General features: G+C 39.6%; 22 protein-coding genes, 1 pseudogene and 1 other annotated feature. Of the genes and pseudogenes, 17 read left to right on the forward strand and 6 right to left on the reverse strand.

The genetic code is table 11. The annotated features are described in order from the left end of the window. Positions 1-578: 578 nt before the first annotated feature. The 6 genes and pseudogenes from HMPREF2963_RS08680 to HMPREF2963_RS09640 form a co-directional block, all read left to right on the forward strand. A complete protein-coding gene (locus HMPREF2963_RS08680; protein ID WP_006270681.1) occupies positions 579-2,240 on the forward strand; it encodes a ribonuclease J in 1,662 nt (553 codons plus the stop codon). A 95-nt stretch (positions 2,241-2,335) separates the two neighbouring features. Continuing rightward, positions 2,336-3,127, forward strand: a complete 792-nt coding sequence (locus tag HMPREF2963_RS08685; RefSeq protein WP_070669412.1) for an alpha/beta hydrolase — start codon at positions 2,336-2,338, stop codon at positions 3,125-3,127. Between the two features lie 146 nt (positions 3,128-3,273). Beyond that, on the forward strand, positions 3,274-3,978 hold the full coding sequence (locus HMPREF2963_RS08690; RefSeq protein WP_049492071.1) for a matrixin family metalloprotease: 705 nt from the start codon (positions 3,274-3,276) through the stop codon (positions 3,976-3,978). Position 3,979: 1 nt separating this feature from the next. After that, positions 3,980-4,345, forward strand: coding sequence for a hypothetical protein (locus HMPREF2963_RS08695; RefSeq protein ID WP_070669413.1), 366 nt, complete (start codon positions 3,980-3,982; stop codon positions 4,343-4,345). A 73-nt stretch (positions 4,346-4,418) separates the two neighbouring features. Beyond that, complete coding sequence (locus HMPREF2963_RS08700) at positions 4,419-6,314, forward strand: ABC-F family ATP-binding cassette domain-containing protein (protein WP_070669414.1); 1,896 nt, start codon at positions 4,419-4,421, stop codon at positions 6,312-6,314. A 485-nt stretch (positions 6,315-6,799) separates the two neighbouring features. Further along, a pseudogene (locus HMPREF2963_RS09640) lies at positions 6,800-6,985 on the forward strand (MFS transporter); the annotation flags it as partial. A gap of 18 nt (positions 6,986-7,003) precedes the next feature. Here HMPREF2963_RS09640 and HMPREF2963_RS08710 read toward each other — a convergent pair. Genes HMPREF2963_RS08710 through murT form a run of 3 tightly spaced genes read right to left on the reverse strand, consistent with a single transcriptional unit; the run spans position 7,004 to position 9,407 of the window. Further along, positions 7,004-7,261: a LapA family protein gene (locus tag HMPREF2963_RS08710; protein WP_070669416.1), complete on the reverse strand. Its 258-nt coding sequence runs from the start codon at positions 7,259-7,261 to the stop codon at positions 7,004-7,006. A 17-nt stretch (positions 7,262-7,278) separates the two neighbouring features. Continuing rightward, positions 7,279-8,064: a lipid II isoglutaminyl synthase subunit GatD gene (gene gatD, locus HMPREF2963_RS08715; protein WP_070669417.1), complete on the reverse strand. Its 786-nt coding sequence runs from the start codon at positions 8,062-8,064 to the stop codon at positions 7,279-7,281. Next, positions 8,064-9,407 (reverse strand): lipid II isoglutaminyl synthase subunit MurT, encoded by a 1,344-nt coding sequence (gene murT, locus HMPREF2963_RS08720; protein ID WP_070669418.1) that lies wholly within the window; start codon positions 9,405-9,407, stop codon positions 8,064-8,066. The genes gatD and murT overlap by 1 nt, the downstream gene beginning before the upstream one ends. Before the next feature lie 106 nt (positions 9,408-9,513). Between murT and cdaA the strand changes: the two genes are divergently transcribed. The 6 genes from cdaA (at position 9,514) to HMPREF2963_RS08755 (ending at position 15,018) form a co-directional block, all read left to right on the forward strand. Next, on the forward strand, positions 9,514-10,371 hold the full coding sequence (gene cdaA, locus HMPREF2963_RS08725; protein ID WP_070669419.1) for a diadenylate cyclase CdaA: 858 nt from the start codon (positions 9,514-9,516) through the stop codon (positions 10,369-10,371). After that, on the forward strand, positions 10,358-11,086 hold the full coding sequence (locus HMPREF2963_RS08730; protein ID WP_070669420.1) for a CdaR family protein: 729 nt from the start codon (positions 10,358-10,360) through the stop codon (positions 11,084-11,086). The genes cdaA and HMPREF2963_RS08730 overlap by 14 nt, the downstream gene beginning before the upstream one ends. Before the next feature lie 24 nt (positions 11,087-11,110). After that, the gene (gene glmM / locus HMPREF2963_RS08735; protein ID WP_070669421.1) at positions 11,111-12,463 is read left to right on the forward strand and encodes a phosphoglucosamine mutase; all 1,353 of its coding nucleotides are present in this window, start codon (positions 11,111-11,113) and stop codon (positions 12,461-12,463) included. A 106-nt stretch (positions 12,464-12,569) separates the two neighbouring features. Then, positions 12,570-13,220 carry a phosphoserine phosphatase SerB gene (serB, locus tag HMPREF2963_RS08740; RefSeq protein WP_070669422.1) on the forward strand — a complete coding sequence of 217 codons (651 nt, stop codon included), beginning with the start codon at positions 12,570-12,572 and terminating at the stop codon, positions 13,218-13,220. A gap of 3 nt (positions 13,221-13,223) precedes the next feature. After that, entirely contained in the window at positions 13,224-14,336 is a 1,113-nt protein-coding gene (locus HMPREF2963_RS08745) for a glycerate kinase (RefSeq protein WP_070669423.1), read from the forward strand. 187 nt (positions 14,337-14,523) lie between these two features. Then, positions 14,524-15,018, forward strand: a complete 495-nt coding sequence (locus HMPREF2963_RS08755) for an EbsA family protein (RefSeq protein WP_006270717.1) — start codon at positions 14,524-14,526, stop codon at positions 15,016-15,018. Here the strand turns inward: HMPREF2963_RS08755 and HMPREF2963_RS08760 are convergent. Then, complete coding sequence (locus HMPREF2963_RS08760) at positions 15,005-15,202, reverse strand: ferredoxin (RefSeq protein ID WP_006270679.1); 198 nt, start codon at positions 15,200-15,202, stop codon at positions 15,005-15,007. The genes HMPREF2963_RS08755 and HMPREF2963_RS08760 overlap by 14 nt on opposite strands. A 45-nt stretch (positions 15,203-15,247) precedes the next feature. Between HMPREF2963_RS08760 and HMPREF2963_RS08765 the strand changes: the two genes are divergently transcribed. The 5 genes from HMPREF2963_RS08765 (at position 15,248) to rplT (ending at position 17,729) form a co-directional block, all read left to right on the forward strand. Continuing rightward, the gene (locus tag HMPREF2963_RS08765) at positions 15,248-15,700 is read left to right on the forward strand and encodes an SAG1386/EF1546 family surface-associated protein (RefSeq protein ID WP_020997846.1); all 453 of its coding nucleotides are present in this window, start codon (positions 15,248-15,250) and stop codon (positions 15,698-15,700) included. A gap of 9 nt (positions 15,701-15,709) precedes the next feature. Beyond that, complete coding sequence (gene cmk, locus HMPREF2963_RS08770) at positions 15,710-16,387, forward strand: (d)CMP kinase (RefSeq protein ID WP_006270676.1); 678 nt, start codon at positions 15,710-15,712, stop codon at positions 16,385-16,387. A gap of 26 nt (positions 16,388-16,413) precedes the next feature. Then, positions 16,414-16,543: a sequence feature (ribosomal protein L20 leader region), on the forward strand. Positions 16,544-16,558: 15 nt separating this feature from the next. After that, on the forward strand, positions 16,559-17,089 hold the full coding sequence (gene infC, locus HMPREF2963_RS08775; RefSeq protein WP_003025051.1) for a translation initiation factor IF-3: 531 nt from the start codon (positions 16,559-16,561) through the stop codon (positions 17,087-17,089). A gap of 33 nt (positions 17,090-17,122) precedes the next feature. Next, positions 17,123-17,323: a 50S ribosomal protein L35 gene (rpmI, locus tag HMPREF2963_RS08780; RefSeq protein ID WP_003025048.1), complete on the forward strand. Its 201-nt coding sequence runs from the start codon at positions 17,123-17,125 to the stop codon at positions 17,321-17,323. A gap of 46 nt (positions 17,324-17,369) precedes the next feature. Next, positions 17,370-17,729 (forward strand): 50S ribosomal protein L20, encoded by a 360-nt coding sequence (rplT, locus tag HMPREF2963_RS08785; RefSeq protein WP_000124830.1) that lies wholly within the window; start codon positions 17,370-17,372, stop codon positions 17,727-17,729. 475 nt (positions 17,730-18,204) lie between these two features. Here the strand turns inward: rplT and HMPREF2963_RS08790 are convergent, their stop codons facing one another. Further along, positions 18,205-19,290 carry a DEAD/DEAH box helicase gene (locus HMPREF2963_RS08790; protein WP_070669425.1) on the reverse strand — a complete coding sequence of 362 codons (1,086 nt, stop codon included), beginning with the start codon at positions 19,288-19,290 and terminating at the stop codon, positions 18,205-18,207. Then, on the reverse strand, positions 19,277-20,266 hold the full coding sequence (locus HMPREF2963_RS08795) for a Gfo/Idh/MocA family protein (RefSeq protein ID WP_070669426.1): 990 nt from the start codon (positions 20,264-20,266) through the stop codon (positions 19,277-19,279). The genes HMPREF2963_RS08790 and HMPREF2963_RS08795 overlap by 14 nt, the downstream gene beginning before the upstream one ends. Positions 20,267-20,324 lie beyond the last annotated feature (58 nt).

Here is a 20,324-nt window from a genome sequence, read left to right on the forward strand (position 1 = left end):
AAAGAAAGATAAGAAAGGACTGATTCCAATGGGTATCAGAACGTTCATATTTTAAATCGTTTATGATGTATTAGTTTCTATTTGCTAATTGTTTTTCTTAATTGGAGGTATTTGATAATATTTCTGAAGATAGCATGTAGTGGTTTGTAGAACTGCATCGCGTATTGAGAACGCAGTGAAAGAATAAAGAAGAATATTATTTGATGTAGTCGATAAAAGCTTTTTAATGATTTTCACGCTTTGGTAAAAAACCACTATTGTTTTAGATGAATAAACTTGTTTTTGATATATTGTGGACAAGAAAATCATTCTTTAATAAAATAACGATGGAATCATCATAAGAATCTCTTTTCAGAAAGTTATTTTCTGAAAGTCTATCTATCACTTATTAGCAAATAGAGACGGCTCCTAGCTTTCTGTAGAAATACAGTAACTAGGAGTTTTTTTGTATGCTCTCCTCTTTGAAAAAAATCATGAAAAGTAGTATAATAAATAAAATATGCAAAATACTTGCAAAACTGTAATTCGACTTGGGAAGCCAAGGGCCGTTAGTAAGAAAAATATGAAAAGGAGAATCAATGAGCAATATTAAATTGATTGCTTTGGGCGGTGTACGTGAAAATGGAAAAAATCTTTACATCGCTGAAGTGGATGAATCTATTTTTATCCTTGATGTCGGACTAAAGTATCCGGAAAATGAACAGCTTGGTGTGGACTTTGTCATTCCAAATATGGACTATTTATTTGAAAATAAGGACCGCATTGCAGGGGTCTTTTTGACACACGGACATGCAGATGCGATTGGTGCCCTGCCTTATTTGTTGGCGGAAACAAAGGTACCTGTGTTTGGATCGGAATTAACGATTGAACTGGCTAAGCTATTTGTCAAAGGAAATGATACGGTTAAAAAATTCAATGATTTTCATGTGATTGATGAAGATACAGAGATTGACTTTGGAGGTACCATTGTATCTTTCTTTAAAACAACGCACTCCATTCCAGAGAGTCTAGGGATTGTCTTAAAAACGTCTGAAGGAAATATTGTTTATACGGGTGATTTTAAGTTTGACCAAACGGCTAGTCAGTCTTATGCAACAGATTTTGCGCGTTTAGCAGAAATTGGTCGAGAAGGCGTTCTAGCTCTTCTTAGTGATTCTGCAAATGCAGATAGTAGTATTCAAGTGGCAAGTGAAAGTGAAGTCGGCAAAGAAATCACCGATACGATTGGTGATTGGAATGGACGCGTCATAGTTGCAGCAGTTGCAAGTAATCTCTCGCGTATTCAACAGGTTTTTGAAGCCGCTGCTAAGACAGGTCGTCGTGTTGTGCTGACTGGGTTTGACATTGAAAATATCGTTCGGACGGCTATTCGCTTGAAGAAATTATCACTTGTAGATGAGCGTTTGCTGATTAAACCTAAAGAAATGTCTAAATTTGAAGATCATGAATTGATCATTTTGGAAACTGGTCGAATGGGTGAGCCTATCAATGGCTTGCGCAAAATGTCTATTGGTCGTCACCGCTATGTAGAAATCAAAGAAGGTGATTTGATTTACATTGTTACAACACCGTCTATCGCAAAAGAGGCCTTGGTAGCGCGCGTAGAAAATATGATTTATCAAGCTGGTGGTGTTGTTAAATTGATTACGCAAGATTTGCGGGTGTCTGGTCATGGAAATGAGCGCGATTTGCAACTGATGTTAAATCTCTTGCAACCAAAATTCTTGTTCCCAATTCAAGGAGAATATCGTGAATTAGCAGCGCATGCTAAAGCTGCAATGGCTGTTGGAATGTTGCCAGAAAACATTTTTATTCCAAAACGCGGTAGCATTATGGAATATGAAAAAGGAGATTTCTTACTTGCTGGTGCAGTCCCTGCTGGCGATGTCATGATTGACGGAAATGCGATTGGTGATGTAGGGAATATCGTTCTTCGTGACCGCAAAGTTCTGTCTGAAGATGGTATCTTTATCGTAGCTATTACAGTGAACCGTCGTGACAAGAAGATTATTTCAAAAGCAAAAGTTCACACGCGTGGATTTGTTTATGTCAAGAAAAGTCGTGATATTTTACGTGAAAGTGCTGATTTAATCAATAATACAGTTGAAGATTACCTTGCGAAAGATAATTTTGACTGGGGTGAATTGAAGGGGGCTGTACGTGACAGTCTTGCGAAATACCTCTTTGAGCAAACCAAACGTCGTCCAGCCATTTTACCCGTTGTAATGGAAGTACGTTAAGCTGGCTAAATTAGTACATTTTATATAGCAAAAAATAATGGGGTCAGGACACATGTTCCAGCCCCTTTCTTACATTTATAGGAAAAGGAGATAAAATGGCATTTTTTGAAATAGAGTATCACTCAACAGTACTAGAAATGGAGCGTCGTGTCAATGTCATCTATCCTGATGCAGATGCAGTGGCTCCTAATCAGGTGACAGACACTGATATTCCCGTTCTTTACCTTTTGCATGGAATGGGCGGCAATGAAAATTCGTGGCGAAAGCGGACCAATATTGAGCGTTTATTGCGCCATACAAATTTAATTGTCATTATGCCGTCAACAGATCTTGCTTGGTACACGAATACTACTTATGGATTAAAATACTATGATGCTATAGCCAAAGAACTGCCTGAAGTCATGCAACGTTTCTTTCCAAATATGAGTCGAAAACGTGAAAAAACATTTATTGCTGGCTTATCTATGGGAGGTTACGGGGCTTATAAAATTGCTTTGATGACGGATCGATTCTCTTATGCGGGATCATTTTCTGGGGCAATCGGGATAGGTCTTGATGATATAGATATGGAAGAATTACCTGGTGGGAACCTCAGCTATTGGCAAGGTGTGTTTGGTGATTTGAAAGCAGCTGGTGTTGAGCAACATTTTCTAACAACGATGGTAAAGAAGTCAGATAAAAGAACTAAATTCTATGCTTGGTGTGGAGAGCAAGATTTTCTCTATCAAGCAAATGAAATAGCCGTCAAAAAATTACGCGAGTGTGGTTTAGATATTACGTATCATCATGCTCCAGGGAAGCACGAGTGGTATTATTGGGAAAAGCAGTTAGAAGAATTTCTTAAATGGCTACCAATTGATTTTGAAGTAGAAGAACGTCTGTCCTGAGCGCAGCATCTGCCATTATCATGTTTGATAAGCAATTACATTTTCTTATCAGCGATTTGTTATTTCTTTTACAACCGTTTATTTTAAGAATTTTTTAAGTGAATCTCATTATACTTACTTTTTATCTTTTAGATTAGGAGGAGAGTATGAGATTTTTGTTTCGATTGATTTCAAGGTTATTTCGATTGCTCTGGCGATTGGTTTACACAGTTGCATCGACAGCACTTATTTTTGTGGGAATATTGTATATCGTGAGTCCTTCTAAAAGCAATTTTGCGACAGGGCTTCAGCAAGATGTGAACCAAATTTATCGATACGTAAGTGGACAAGATAGTCAGCTAGGTGTCAGGCAAAATGTGAAAGACCTAACCAAGCGGTTATCGGACGATCATGTTCATCAAGCCTCTGGTGTTCGGTGGGATAAAGCAAGTGCTACGGTTTATATAGAGACACAAGACGAAACATTTCGCTCAGCTTATCAGGAAGCTATTCGTGCTTGGAATCAAACGGGTGCCTTTACTTTCCAGATTGTAAATGATAAAAATCAAGCCAATATTGTAGCTACAGAGATGAATAATAGCACTGTCAGTGCGGCAGGCGAAGCAGAATCCAAAACCAATTTGCTGACCAAGCGTTTTACAAATGTAACTGTTCGACTAAATCGTTATTATCTATTAAACAGTCAATATGGCTACTCTTATGAGCGAATCGTAAACACAGCAGAACATGAATTGGGACATGCGATTGGATTAGAACACAATGAAGAAAAATCTGTCATGCAATCCTCTGGTTCATTTTATAGTATTCAAGCAGTAGACGTTCAAACAGTAAAGGAGTTGTATCAATCATAAAATGTTAAAAAATATATTTAAAGTCATTAGATATTTCCCAGAGCAAGTTTTTTTGTTTCTCTTTAATTCTAGTATTTTTGCATGGTTATGGAAAAGTGGCTCTGATATTGCAAATCGTATTGGAGTGACAGCTGCATGGCGAGAACATATTCCAGCTCCTATCCAAAGTTTTTTTGGCGAAAACAGTCAGGCAGTTCAAGGATTTTTCAATTATTCAGCCGTTATGTGGTTGATTGGTTCTATGATGATCCTTTGGGTGATTCGTTTTGTAAAAGGAATCATCAAATTAGTACTTTTTGTTTTGATTGTTCTATTAGGTGTTTACCTTGTGATGCAAAATCAAGAAATTTTACATACTTTTAGATGAAATGCGGCTTATCTTGACCGCATTTTTACTTTCTAGAATGGTAGTTGAGCCATGAATTTGCTATAATAGGTTTATGATTATTTTACAAGCAAATAAGATTGAACGCTCTTTTGCAGGGGAGCTTCTTTTTAACAATATTAACCTGCAGGTGGATGAGGGTGATCGGATTGCCCTCGTTGGTAAAAATGGAGCTGGGAAGTCAACCCTGCTCAAGATTTTGGTGGGCGAGGAAGAGCCTACTTCTGGTCAGATTAATAAAAAACGAGATCTTTCCCTGTCCTATCTGGCTCAGGACAGCCGCTTTGAGTCGGAGAATACTATCTACGACGAGATGCTGCTGGTCTTTGATAGTCTGCGTCAGCAAGAGAAGAGGTTGCGGCAGATGGAGTTGCAAATGGGAGAATTGTCAGGGGAAGAGCTGACGGCTCTCATGACCCAGTACGATCAGCTGTCAGAGGACTTTCGCCAGAAAGGTGGTTTTACTTATGAGGCCGATATTCGAGCTATTTTGAATGGCTTCAAGTTTGACCAGTCCATGTGGCAGATGAAGATTTCTGAGCTTTCGGGCGGGCAGAATACCCGTCTGGCTCTGGCCAAGATGCTTTTGGAGAAGCCAGAACTGCTAGTGCTGGACGAGCCGACCAACCACTTGGATATCGAGACCATTGCCTGGCTGGAGACTTACTTGATTAACTACAGCGGTGCCCTGATCATCGTCAGCCACGACCGCTATTTCCTAGACAAGGTTGCGACCATCACGCTGGATTTGACCAAGCATTCCTTGGATCGCTATGTGGGCAATTACTCTAGCTTCGTGGTCCAAAAGGAGCAAAAGCTAGCCACTGAAGCCAAGAACTATGAAAAGCAGCAGAAAGAAATCGCTGCTCTGGAGGACTTTGTCAATCGCAATCTGGTCCGGGCTTCCACTACCAAGCGGGCTCAGTCCCGCCGCAAGCAGCTGGAAAAGATGGAGCGTTTGGACAGGCCGGAGACCGACAGTCGCTCGGCTACTATGACCTTCAAATCCGATAAGGTTTCTGGAAATGTTGTGCTGACCTTGGAAGATGCAGCTATTGGCTACGGCGAGGAAGTCCTGTCGGAGCCGATTAACCTTGACATTCGCAAGTTCAATGCGGTAGCTATTGTCGGGCCAAATGGGATTGGAAAGACGACCTTGATTAAATCACTAATCGGGCAAGTGCCCTTCATCAGAGGCAAGGAGCAGTTGGGGGCTAATGTGGAAGTGGGCTACTATGACCAGACCCAGAGCAAACTGACTGCCAGCAATACAGTACTTGACGAGCTATGGAATGACTTCAAGCTGACGCCAGAGGTCGAGATTCGCAATCGCTTAGGCGCTTTCCTCTTCTCGGGAGACGATGTCAAGAAGTCTGTCGGCATGCTATCAGGTGGAGAGCGGGCGCGGCTGCTTCTAGCCAAGCTGTCTATGGAAAACAACAACTTCCTCATCCTAGACGAGCCGACCAACCACCTGGACATTGACAGCAAGGAAGTGCTGGAAAATGCCCTGATTGACTTTGACGGCACCCTACTCTTTGTCAGCCACGACCGTTACTTTATCAATCGCGTGGCCACTCAGATAATCGAGCTTTCTGAGACAGGCTCCACTCTGTATCTGGGTGATTATGACTACTATCTGGAGAAAAAGGCAGAGCAGGAAGCCTTGCGTGAGGAGTCAGAGCAGGTCGATTCTGACAAGTCAGCACCTGCCAATGACTATCAGCTCCAAAAGGAAAACCAGAAAGAACAGCGCCGGCTGGCCCGACGCTTAGAGCAATTGGAAGCGCAAATCGAGGACTTGGACAGTCAAATCAGTCAGCTTCAGGAAGCCATGGAGGCCACTAATGACGCCAGTGAACTCATGGAGAACCAGCAGCAAATCGACCAGCTGACCGCCGCCCAAGAAGAAGCCATGCTAGAATGGGAAGAGCTGGCGGAGAAAGTGTGAGAAGGAAAAAGAACCTGTGTAAGAATGCCTAGTTTCTGTGAGAAATGAGCTTCCCAGAGCTCAAAATACTTAATTTCACATGTGAAATCAGTCCCAAAAGAGCAAAAACCGAATTTTTACATGTGAAATCTCTGATTCTGTGACAAAAAGATAAATCCTTCATGAAGAATTGTTTCCCTGAGAGCAAGAGACGAACTTTTACATGTGTTCTGAGATTTTTTCGAGGAAAAGAAAATATTCTTCATGTAATCTAAGTTCTTTTAGAGCAAAGTCAGCCCGTCAGATTTTCTGAAAAGCTATTTTGGAGCAAAATGACTCTGTCAGATTTTCGGACGGTTGGTCTGTGAGCAAATCCCGAACTTTCTATTTTCGGACGAGTTCTTTTTGTGGAATTTGCCTTTTCCGATTTTCGGCCGAGAAGATTTTGACGAAATGAGGCTCTTCCGAAAGTAGAATCCGAACAAGGGGCGGTGAAGGTAGTTTTGAAAGAAGCGGCTGGCCGGGTTTTCTCAACCATCTACACGCTGGCAATTCTTTTCATGCCTCCTGCGACTTTTCTGATGACTCTTCTGCCGAGTGTCCGGACCCTTTCCTTTCTTCTGATTGGTTTCGGAGTGATGGGATTGGCTTTGATTTCCTACCTTTATCAAAAGAGAATACAAAAAGACTAGGCTGGAAATCACTCCAATCTAGTCTTCTTTATGGGAGTTTTCAAGTACTTCCTTGGTTTTCTTAAGCTCTTTTTTCAGTGAAAAATTTTTCGTCATGCTGATGAGGAAGGTCGTGACAGAGCCTAGGAGCATTGAGACCAAAATCAAGATAATTAAGGGGAGTTTGAAGCTAAATAGGATAAAGCTAACATTGACACTCTGCATATTGGCCAAGGAAATACTGACAACCAATAGAATGGTAATTAAAAGCAGGATATAGTGTAATTTTTCTTTCATAGTGATTCTCCTATTATCTATTCAAACTCTGCCTTGCTTTTGACATCTCCGTATTCTTCTGGGATTTCTTGGGCTAGGATATCTTCATAAGCTGCCAATTCAATATCAGAGTCATACTTGTTTTTCAGAGCGGTGGTTACTAGACGGTAGGCTAAGTTCGCATTGCGGGACAAGATGGGGCCGTGAAAGTAGGAGCCAAAGACATTCTTATAGTGGACGCCTTCATTGCCGTCTTCTTGATTGTTGCCATTTCCATAGACGACTTTGCCCAGTGGTTTTTCATCGTCGGAGAGGAAGGTACGGCCTTGGTGATTTTCAAAGCCATAGTAGGTCTCATTGAATTCTTCGTTATGAATCTTAATGTCGCCGATGTAGCGGTTATTTTTTTGATTGAGAGTATAATGTCCCATAATTCCAAGTCCCTCAATCCGCCGACCAGAAGCTTCGATGTAATATTGCCCTAGAAGCTGAAAGCCACCACAGATAGCTAATACCACGCCGTCATGATTGATAAATTCTTCCAAGCTCTCTTTTTTTGTTGGCAGGTCTCGTGCCACAATGGTCTGCTCGTAATCTTGCCCTCCGCCGAAAAATGCCAAATCATAGTAATCATTATCAAACTCATCTTCAAGTGATACAATATCAATCTGAACGCGAGCGCCTAGCTTTTCAGCTACATATTTGAGCATGAGAATATTACCATTATCACCATAGGTATTCATGAGATTGCCATAGAGATGGGCAATTTTTAAATAATAAGTATAATCCCGATTTTCAGGAGAAGTGAGGGATGTATAAACCATTAGTTCATCTCCTTTCTGACAACCTGATGAGAAGCAAGTAATTCACGAAATTCTAACATGGCGGTGTAGGTTGCTAAGATATAGGCATGTCTGGTTTTCTGATGTTTAATTTCTTCAAAGATTTGACTTAAATTAGCTACTTCATTGATTCGCTTGGCATCATAACCAGTAACTCGCAAGCGACGAGCAATTTCAGAATGACGAACGCCACCAGCAATGATATGCGAGATATCCATGTCTAAAATTTTCTCAAAATCAGCGTCCCAAATCCAGCTAGTATCAATGCCGTCTGCGTAGTTGGCGTTGAGGAGAACTGACAGACTGAATGAATAAGGAGCAAGCTTGATCATTTCTAGAGCTTGCGTAGCTCCAACGGGATTTTTAATCAGAACTAGCGTGCATTCTTTGTCGCCAATCTTGAAAGTTTCCTGACGTCCGAAAACGGCTCTACTTTTGTCAAAACCAGCCTTGATAGTAGCCGATTCGACTCCAAAGAACTGAGCAACAGAAACTGCAGCTAAAGCGTTGTAGATATTGTAAAGACCACCAATGTTGATGTGGTAACTTTGACCGTCAATGACAAATTCTGAACTGTTGTGTTGGAGGCTAGTCAATTGGGTCAGTTTGTAGTCTAATTCAGGACGTTTAAAATCGCAGTGCTCGCAAATATAATCGCCTAGATTGGCATAAGTATTGAGCTTGTATTTTAAAATATGCTGACACGTGGGACAGAGGATGCCCTCGGTATTATAATGAGCTAACTCAGCTTGCCCTTTTTTGGTGTCAAATCCATAGTAGCGGACAGGATTTTTCAAGCTGACCGAGTTAAAGAGTGGGCTATCACCATTCATCAGTACAGTAGCTTCAGGTACTTTCGCTGCAGCATCGAGAATCATTTGGTAGGTCGTGTAGATCTCACCATAGCGGTCCATCTGGTCGCGGAAAATATTGGTAAAGACGAAAAGGCTCGGTCTGATATAATCACAGATGTGGGAGAGGCTAGCTTCATCAATTTCCAGCACAGCGATATTTTTGCCAGATTTCCCTTTTTTTGCAGTCAAGAAAGTTGTCGCAATTCCACTAATCATATTGGCTCCGCTGGGATTAGTCACAACCTCGCCAAAAGCCTCTTTGAGGATTCCAACTGTAAGAGCAGTGGTCAGAGTTTTACCGTTTGTCCCTGTAATCACCACCACTTCGTAATCACGAGCTAGTGTATTTAAAATGTCGTTGTCAAATTTTAGAGCAAGCTTTCCGGGTAAGGTCGATCCGCGCCCCAATTTACTTAAAACAAAGTGGGAGGATTTCCCTGCAAGTTTGCCAAATAATGTATTTATCTTCATAAGAAATATTTTATCATAAAAAGTAAAGAAGGTTACAGAAAAATATCTTGAAAAGTGATATAATAATTAAGAATGTTTTTAGGTTGAGAAAGAGAGGACACTGGAAATGAATTTTCAGCAATTGTCCAATCTCCAATATTGGTCTAGTTTATTTTCTAGTCCTTGGAGTATTGTCATCAATATCATCGATATTGCACTAGTTGCTTGGATTTTATTTTATTTTACAAAAGCAATCGCTGGCACTAAGATTATGATTCTCGTTCGAGGGGTTTTGATTTTTGTACTGGCTCAGATTCTTGCCAATGCAATTGGTTTAACAACGGTTTCTTGGTTAATCAATCAAGTCATTACCTATGGAGTTATTGCGGCTGTTGTGATTTTTACACCTGAGATTCGTACAGGTTTGGAAAGGCTGGGGCGTGCAACAGATTTGTTTTCGATAGCACCGATTAGCTCAGAGGAAAAAATGGTACAAGCATTCGTAAAAGCAGTGAATTATATGAGTCCTCGGAAAATTGGGGCTCTCGTTGCTATCCAAGGAAGCAGAACCTTACAAGAATATATCGCAACAGGGATTCCTTTGGATGCTGATGTGTCAGGTGAGTTGTTAATCAATATTTTCATTCCGAATACACCGTTGCATGACGGAGCTGTTATTGTAAGAGATAATAAAATAGCCGTTTCTTGTGCTTATCTTCCGCTTACAGAAAACACAGGAATTTCTAAGGAATTTGGAACGCGCCACCGTGCTGCAATCGGTCTTTCAGAAGTGTCAGATGCCCTTACTTTTGTAGTTTCGGAGGAAACGGGAGGTATTTCAATCACACATAACGGAGTTTTTAAACACGATCTGACCTTAGAAGAATTTGAAGCAGAATTGCGGAAAGTGCTGATTTCAGATGAACAACCAAAATCACCATTTAAAAATCGTGTGCTAGGAGGTTGGAAACATGAAAAATCGTAAGCAGATTTGGTATATCGTTTCTTCCATCTTTTTTGCTGCTGTTTTATTTATTTATGCAACAACGACAAATTACCAAAATAACTCAAGTGCTAGACAAACTACGTCTGAAACGTACACGAATGCCTTGCCTAGTGTCCCAATTGATATTAAATACAATAGTGAAAAGTATTTTATTAGTGGTTTTGCGTCCGAAGTATCAGTAGTGTTAACGGGTTCCAATCGTGTGACACTTGCTAGTGAGATGCAAGAAAGTACTCGAAAGTTTAAAGTTGTAGCGGATTTAACAAAAGCTACGGAAGGAACAAGAGAGGTACCTTTAGCTATTAAAAATTTACCAAGTGGGTTGACTGCGACTGTTACACCGGCTAAGATTACGGTGAAGATCGGTAAGAAGGCAAGTAAAACATTTGAAGTTAAAACAACGATTAGTTCTGCTCAGTTGGCAGATGGTTTAACGGTTGATCGGGTAAGTATTGCTGATAATAAAGTAACAGTCACAAGTGATGAAGATACTTTAGAAAAAGTTGATCATGTAGAAGCAACTCTTCCCACAAGTGAAAAAATTTCGAACAATTATACCGGAACTGTGCCTTTGCAAGCGGTTGATGCTAGCGGAACAGTATTGCCGAGTGTGATTACCCCTTATGAGACAACGATAAAAATTACAGTAAAATCATCAAGCTCGTCTTCAAGTTCGACGAGCTCATCCAAATAAAAGTATTGAAAGGATTTTAAAAAAATGGGAAAATATTTCGGAACGGACGGAGTTCGTGGAGAAGCAAATGTGGAATTAACGCCAGAATTGGCGTTTAAATTAGGGCGATTTGGTGGCTATGTATTGAGCCAACATGAGAAAGATGTGCCGCGCGTCTTTGTAGGACGTGACACACGTATTTCAGGAGAAATGCTGGAAAGTGCATTAATAGCAGGACTTTTATCGGTTGGAATCCGTGTTTACAAGCTTGGGGTTATCGCAACACCAGGTGTGGCTTATCTGGTGAAGTCAGAAAAAGCAAGTGCTGGGGTCATGATTTCAGCTAGCCATAATCCTGCACTTGACAACGGTATTAAATTTTTCGGCGGAGATGGTTATAAGCTAGATGATGATCGCGAGTTAGAAATTGAAGCACTTCTTGATGATAAAGAAGACAATTTACCACGTCCAAGTGCGGAAGGATTAGGGACCCTGATGGATTATCCAGAAGGGCTACGCAAATATCAGCAGTATCTCGTATCGACTGGTCTTGATTTAGACGGAATGAAAGTTGCTCTGGATACAGCGAACGGTGCCGCTTCAACAAGTGCTCGCCAGGTGTTTGCCGATTTGGGAGCTAGATTGACAGTCATCGGAGAAAATCCAGATGGGTTGAATATCAATTTAAATGTAGGTTCTACACATCCTGAAAAATTGCAAGAAACAGTTCGTGAATCAGGCTCAGCACTTGGTTTGGCATTTGATGGAGATAGTGATCGCTTGATTGCGGTAGATGAAAATGGTGAGATTGTTGATGGTGATAAAATCATGTACATCATTGGGAAATATCTCTCTGGAAAAGGTTTACTAGCCCAAAATACAATCGTAACAACTGTTATGTCAAACCTAGGTTTCCATAAAGCTTTGGATCGTGAAGGTATTAATAAAGTGATTACAGCTGTTGGTGACCGTTATGTCGTAGAAGAAATGCGCAAATCGGGTTACAATCTTGGTGGTGAGCAATCAGGGCATGTCATTATCATGGATTATAATACGACGGGTGACGGTCAGCTGACAGCCGTTCAATTGACAAAAGTAATGAGAGAAACAGGTAAAACTTTATCTGAATTAGCTTCAGAAGTGACTATTTATCCGCAAAAATTGGTTAATATCCGTGTTGAAAATACTATGAAGGACAAGGCCGTGGAAGTTCCTGCTATTAAAGCTGTGATTGAAAAAATGGAAGAAGAAATGGCTGGAAATGGTCGTATTCTTGTTCGTCCAAGCGGAACAGAGCCTCTTTTACGAGTCATGGCGGAAGCACCAAGTCATGAGGAAGTCGATTATTACGTTAATACAATTGCAGATATTGTACGCGCTGAAATTGGTATTGAATAAAGTAAAAAATCTCTGTTTATTATATAGGCAGAGATTTTTTACTTTATATTGTAGTTTGTTTTGTCAAGCAAATTTTTATATATTCAAAAATGTATGAGGTAATAATATGAGAGCCACAGGATTATTGGTAATGGATGTGGATAGTACTTTGGTGAAAGAAGAAGTAATTGATTTACTAGGGGCTGAAGTAGGAGTTGGTGAGCAGGTTGCAGCTATTACAAAATGTGCCATGCAAGGAAAATATGATTTTGAAGCGGCTCTGCTAGAGCGTGTGACCCTGCTTAAAGGACTCCCTGAGGCCATTTTTAAACAAGTTTCTAAGAAAATTCATTTTACCAAAGGGGCTCGACAGTTGATAGAAGAAATGCATCAGCGTGGTTATAAGGTTGGTATTGTATCAGGTGGATTTCATGAAATAGTAGATGAATTAGCATTGAAGTTGGACATAGATTATGTAAAAGCTAATCACTTGGAAGTAAAAGATGGCCAGCTGACAGGTAGGGTTTTAGGGACAGTTGTCACAAAAGAAGTCAAAAAAGCAATGCTAAAGCAATGGGCAGAGGAAAACAACTTGACTCTTGCTCAAACCATTGCTGTAGGAGATGGTGCTAATGACCTTCCAATGATATTAACAGCAGGAATTGGGATTGCTTTTAATGCCAAGCCTATTGTGAGAGAGCAAGCACCTTATCAAATCGATCAAGCTGACTTATATCAAGTTGTAAGCCTTTTAGAAAAGATAGAAAGTGAGGACTAGGTCATGCATATTTTAATTGCACCGGACTCTTTTAAAGAAAGTTTATCAGCTCAAAGCGTTGCAAAGGCTATAAAAGCAGGTTTTTCCAAGGCGCTCCCGGAAGCAACATTTGACTTGCTACCCATTGGAGATGGTGGTGAAGGAACAGTTGCTGCTTTAGCCGCCTCAATGAAATTATCCGAATATGAAAGAACAGTAACCGGACCATTCGGCGAGCCGGTTACGATGAAATATGCTCGAAAAGGCGATATAGCTCTCTTTGAAATGGCTGATTTGGTTGGGTTGGCGAATATCCCGTTAGAAAAAAGAAACCCTTTGACTCTTGATACCAGAGGGTTAGGAGAGTTAATTTTGTATCTCGCCAAAGAAGGTGTGAGGCAAATTTATATTGGCGTAGGTGGTTCGGCTACCAATGATGGTGGAATTGGAATGGCAGCTGGATTGGGCTATGAATTTTTTGATAAGGATAATCACTTGCTCCAAGCAAAGGGTTCGTCTTTAGACCGTGTGGCTCGCATTTCAGCGGATAAAGTTCCTGAAATTTTAGGAAATTTGGATATTCAGATTCTGACAGATGTTATGAATCCTCTCTGTGGTGAAAACGGAGCTACATACGTTTTTGGAGGTCAAAAAGGCTTGCCTGATTTGTTATTTTCTCAAGTAGATCAAGCTATGGCAACGTTTTATAAACAGGCGAATCCAACAATCTTTTCATTGGCTGGTGCCGGTGCTGGAGGAGGTATGGCCGCAGGGCTGGTGACATTTGCACATGGAAAAATTGTATCAGGAATTGATACTTGTCTCAACTTGCTCGATTTTGATAATCGTGTCAAAAAGGCTGATTTAGTGATTGTGGGTGAAGGTCGAATGGATCAGCAAAGTCTGTCAGGTAAAGCCCCTATTGGAGTAGCAAGGAGAACGCCAATCAATATTCCTGTAATTGCTATTTGTGGTAGTCTAAGGAATGATTTACCGGATTTCCCAGTAGAGAATATTCAGGCTGCTTTTCCAATCATTTCTCAAGTCGAACCTTTAGTTATTACTTTAGATAGGGCAGAAGAAAACCTCGTCCGAACAGCACAAAATATCGGAAATTTATTGAGAATGAAAATATGATAGTTAATTTTTTTCTAAAAATCGGAAAGATGACGCAGATGACTTGCTTGAAAAGTATAAAAGTTATTGCAAAAGTAGAGGTTTGTATAGAACGATATCTTGATTTCCTAATTTTTTTCTTTGTTATCCAATCTCACTCCCATTTTTCTTTTTTTTATGATAAACTAGTAGAAGAGGAGGTGTAAGCATGATAAAGATTTTTGGTCAGTTGCGTTATCATTGGCAACCAGATCTTTCTCTTCTAATCATCTATTGGTCTTTATCGGTCATTCCGATTTTTATAGGTTTTGCATTTTTGTTTGAAAGTTCAGAAGTTCCGTTTTTAGTCCTTTTCTCTTTCTTTTTATTCATGGTATTGTTGGGAATTGGTATACATCGATATTTTACGATATATGACGATGGGATTTTAAGGATTACTACAGCAAATCCATTTACACCTTCAAAGATAGAAATTTCAACGATTCGTAAGATAGAGGTAACAAAGACCTCCATTACTCTCTTCTTTGATGGCAAAGAAAAAGGCCGTACGTTTTGTATGCGCAAGTGGCCTAAGAAGTATTTTGTAAATGCTTTGGCTTTGAATGACCATTTTAAAGGGGAAGTTGAATTAGTGGATAATTTAACCCATGTAGACTATTTTGAACTATATTATGCTCAACCTAAAAAGACTACTCTTTCATAAGAGCTTTTGTAGGACAGTTTTTGATCGCTTCAATAATATCAGGTGTTTCGGGAACTTCCTTTTCCAGAAGCTCATCATCTTGATAAAATTTGACAATACCATTATCATGGTAATCAAATAGGTCAGAATAGGTTTGACAAAGACCACAAGCAATGCATCGTTCAGGAATGAGTGTAACTTTCATACTCATATTGTAATCGGAATTTGGAAAAAATACAAGGAGGAAGTCATGGCAAAGGAACCATGGGAAGAAGATATTTATGACAAGGGAGAAAAAGAATTGGCGAGAAGCAAAAAAACGAACGGTGTAGTAGCTAATCGTGTGTTGACGATTTTGGCTGTTATTTTTTTCGTTATAGTGATTGTAATGGTAGGAATGATGATTTATTTATCTACTGGTGGAAGTAGTAAGAAGGCAGCAACGGAGGGCTTTTATAATGCTGCAAAAACTACTAGTAAATCAAGTGAAAGTTCTAGTGCTCCCGCTTCTTCTAAAGCAGCAAGTGATAGCAGTCAGCCGCAATCATCTGAAGGAACGATTACCGTTCAGGCTGGAGAAGGAGAAGCTGCCATTGCTGCGCGTGCGGGGATTTCAATTGCAGAATTAGAGCGTTTAAATCCGTCTCACATGACAACAGGTGCGTGGTACGCTAATCCAGGTGATGTAGTAAAAATTCGATAGGAGTGCCGAATGAAACAGATTCAAATTGCTATTGATGGCCCAGCTTCAAGTGGAAAGTCAACAGTTGCAAAAATTATTGCAAAAGATTTCGATTACACTTACTTGGATACAGGTGCGATGTATCGTGCAGCGACTTACTTAGCTTTACAAAATGATTTATCGGCGGAAAAGTGGTCTGAAATTGTTGCGCTATTAGATACTTATCCTGTTAGTTTTGGACGTGGTAAAGATGGAGAGCAACTCGTTTTTGTTGGAGATGTAGATGTGACGCATCCGATTCGAGAAAATGAAGTCACTAACAATGTTTCTTGGGTGTCTGCAATTCCAGAAGTACGAGAAAAGTTGGTTGATTTACAACGAGAAATTGCCACTCAAGGTGGTATTGTTATGGATGGGCGTGACATTGGAACAGTTGTTTTGCCTCATGCAGAGTTAAAAATTTTTCTTGTAGCCTCAGTTGAGGAAAGAGCTCAACGCCGTTATAAAGAAAATCTTGAAAAAGGTATTCCAACTGATTTGGAAACCCTCCAAAAAGAAATTTCAGATCGTGATTATAAGGACAGTCACCGTTCAGTTTCTCCTTTAAAACCGGCAGATGATGCTATTCATTTTGATACGACGGGTGTCGGAATTGTGGAAGTTGTGAATTTTATCGAAGAAAAAGCTAAAAAAATCCTTGACAAATAATCCAAAACTTGTTATTATGTAAAAGTTGAGAAAAGCAGAAGTGAGAACTTCTCGCCTTGCGACTAACGTTGTCTGGCTCTACGGATTAAGTTTCAGGAATGAAATACTATCATGTAGAGCGGACTTGCGTTAGCAAGTCCGCTCTTGTTTTTCTCTAAAAATAAAAAAGAGGTGAAAACCATAGCAAAACAAGACTTATTCATCAATGATGAAATTCGTGTACGTGAAGTTCGTTTGATCGGTCTTGATGGTGAGCAATTGGGCATTAAACCACTTAGCGAAGCGCAAGCGATTGCTGACGATGCAAATGTGGATCTTGTTCTGATTCAACCACAAGCTAAACCGCCTGTTGCAAAAATTATGGACTATGGAAAGTTCAAGTTTGAGTATCAGAAAAAACAAAAAGAGCAACGCAAAAAACAAAGTGTTGTTACTGTGAAAGAAGTTCGTCTTAGTCCAACTATTGACAAAGGTGACTTTGATACAAAACTTCGTAATGCACGCAAGTTCCTTGAAAAAGGAAATAAAGTGAAGGTTTCTATTCGCTTTAAAGGGCGGATGATTACTCACAAAGAAATCGGAGCGAAAGTATTAGCCGACTTTGCTCAAGCAACGCAGGATATTGCGATTATTGAACAAAGAGCTAAGATGGATGGACGTCAAATGTTCATGCAGTTAGCGCCAATCCCTGACAAAAAGTAATCTGTTAGAAGTTAAAAAAAGGAGAAAAATATCATGCCAAAACAAAAAACACACCGCGCATCAGCTAAACGTTTCAAACGTACAGGTTCTGGTGGCTTGAAACGTTTCCGTGCTTACACTTCTCACCGTTTCCACGGAAAAACTAAAAAACAACGTCGTCATCTTCGTAAAGCAGCAATGGTGCATTCAGGAGATTTCAAACGTATCAAAGCAATGCTGACAGGTCTTAAATAAGAGATTTTGCAGTAGATTATTCTAGGAAATATTGGAGGAAATATAAATGGCACGTGTTAAAGGTGGCGTTGTATCACGCAAACGTCGTAAACGTATTTTAAAATTAGCTAAAGGTTACTATGGTGCAAAACATATCTTGTTCCGCACAGCAAAAGAACAAGTAATGAACTCTTACTACTATGCATACCGTGACCGTCGTCAAAAGAAACGCGATTTCCGTAAATTGTGGATTACACGTATCAATGCGGCAGCTCGTCTCAACGGACTTTCATATTCACAATTGATGCATGGTTTGAAATTAGCTGAAATCGAAGTAAACCGTAAAATGTTGGCTGATTTAGCAGTTAACGATGCAGCAGCTTTCACAGCGCTTGCAGATGCAGCTAAAGCAAAGTTAGGTAAATAATAATTAAAAAGCTGAGATATTTATCCCAGCTTTTTAATATAGTGTTGTGGTGTGGAAATTAGATTTGATAATGGAGAAAAAATAATATATGGAATCAACCAAAGATTGAGCAATAAAAAATCATGATGGTCTTATGAAAGGAAAGACAAATGAAGAAATTAATAAACAGTAGATTCGTTTAAGTGCCATCAAGGAGTAACATTGTCAAAAGTATTAGTCACCTATTCTGATAACGAAAACAGATAAGAGATTGGCAGGAGAGTTTAGATAATGGAAAAACAGGATGTGATTTATTAAAAACATTGATAAGTATTGTAGATTGATTTAAAAATTTTCAAGTATTTTAATGTTATAAATAATAAAAAACTGGGATAATGAACACTGCATCCCAAAAGTTAATTTTTTATGTCTAACTTTTGGGATGCAGTTCAAATGAACTAAAAGATTTAATATTTTTTAGTTCTAAACCAGTTTTCTATTTCACATAGAGTTCACGGTCTTTTAAGATAATTTCTTGGATGTGAGCATATTTTTTAAGTGTTTTTAATTCTTCTGGGTGGCTGATGAATGTAATGACAGATCCTTTTTTGCCCATGCGGCCAGTTCGTCCAGCGCGGTGTGTATAGGTTTCAAGGTCACGAGGTAAGTCGTAGTTGATGACACATTCAAGAGAATCAATGTCAATTCCTCTAGCTACCAAGTCAGTAGCAAGCAAGAGTGTAAGCTCGTCGTTTTTAAATTGCTCCAAGATAATCTTACGGAATTTAATGTTGACATCACTAGCCAAGGACACAGCCTGAATATGACGGTATTGCAACTTTTCCTCAGCACTTCCTAAGTCCGAGAAGGCATTGAAAAAGATAAGCGCACGAAATTCTGAAACTTGAGCTAGCTTTCGCAAGCATTCAACTTTGTCGCGCTGTTTAACTTGCATATAAAAATGACGAATATTATCAAGTTGTTGATTTTCTGTTTTGATTTGGATTGTATTTTCAACAATTTTATCCTGCTCAAATTTAGCAGTCGCACTCATATAAATCAATTGATGTTCACGAGGTACATAGTGAATAATTTTGTCAACAAAGTGATATTGTGAATCACTAAGCAATTGATCAAATTCATCCAGAATGATTGTATCAACAGTCATCATTTTGATTTTTTTAAGTTTAATCAGTTCAAAAATGCGTCCTGGCGTCCCGATGAGAATTTCAGGGCCTTTTTTTAACCGTTCAATTTGTCGTTTTTGGCTGGAGCCAGATAGAAAGAGCTGAGCTGTTAAGCCAAGTAGTTCAGCCCATGTTTTGGTGACGTCGAAAATTTGTCCAGCTAGCTCAGTATTGGGAGCCAAGATAAGTAATTGCTGGGATTTCTTAGGCTTTAGTTTTAGAAGACTAGGAAAAAGATAGGCAAGTGTTTTTCCAGTTCCGGTAGGGCTTATCCCAAGGACATTTTCACCGTCTGTAATAGGTTGAAAGAGTTGTTCTTGAATGGGAGTTAAATACTCAAAGCCAAGTTTGGTAAGTTGGTCTTGCCAACTTTGAGGGAAATTAGTTGTTGTCATGATCAGCCTCAAATCTAATACCAGCATCTTGTCGCATGCTAAACAGAGTTTTATGCACGGCAGCAGCAGCGTCTAGCCAGTTTTGGTAAATTTCTTGTTTTATCTCACCGCTCAATACTTGAGCGAATCGTTTGGCTTCTTCTGCCATGGTGTGAGAAGAGTGCACAATTTCAAGAGTCTTTTTCTCTTTATTTAAATCTTGAAAAACAGCCGAAGTAATGAATTCAATCGAATTTAAGGTCAGTGTACCGTCTGTTGTATAAATTTCAGCAGGGAAAAAACTATTGATATTTTTTCCGGTTTGGATAGTCACTTGAAATTCTGGATAGATTAAGCTTCCTACTCCATTTAGATCGACAGTATTTGGTAATTGCTGAGCGGTGTAATAGGCATTTTCTGGTGCTCCAAAAAGTCGTATGGCTGCATAGACAGGATAAATGCCTAAGTCCATTAGAGCACCGCCTGAAAACTTAGCAGAAAAGACGTTTGGCTCTTGTCCAGCTAACAGAGCTGGCATTTTGGAAGAATACTTCGCATAGGTGAAATGTGCCCCAAGAATCGTTTTGTTTTTGAGAAAATCTGAAATGACATCAAATGATTGCTCATGATAGTTACGAGCTGCTTCAAAAATGTATACATGCTGTTCTTGAGCTAATGTTACCAATTCAGCCCATTCTTCTGGGCGTGAGACAGCAGGTTTTTCTACAATTACATGTTTGCTTGCTAAAATAGCAGCTTTTGCTTGTGGGAAATGCAGAGAATTAGGGCTTGCAATATAGACAATGTCTATATCATTAGTTAAAAAATTAGCCATATCTGTGTAGCAATCTACATTTTCGTAATAACTGGCAAATGCTTGAGCAGCATGTATCGTCCGTGAATATACCGCAGTCAGTTGATAGTCTTTTGTCGAATGAGCAGCCTTGACAAATTGGTGAACAATGTCTCCAGTTCCAATCGTTCCGAGTTTTAACATCGTTTTCTCCTTATTTTTTATCTTGTCATTTATTTTGATTTACCTCTTTCATTATATC

The organism is Streptococcus sp. HMSC067A03, assembly GCF_001814295.1.
GTDB classification, from domain to species: Bacteria; Bacillota; Bacilli; order Lactobacillales; family Streptococcaceae; genus Streptococcus; species Streptococcus constellatus.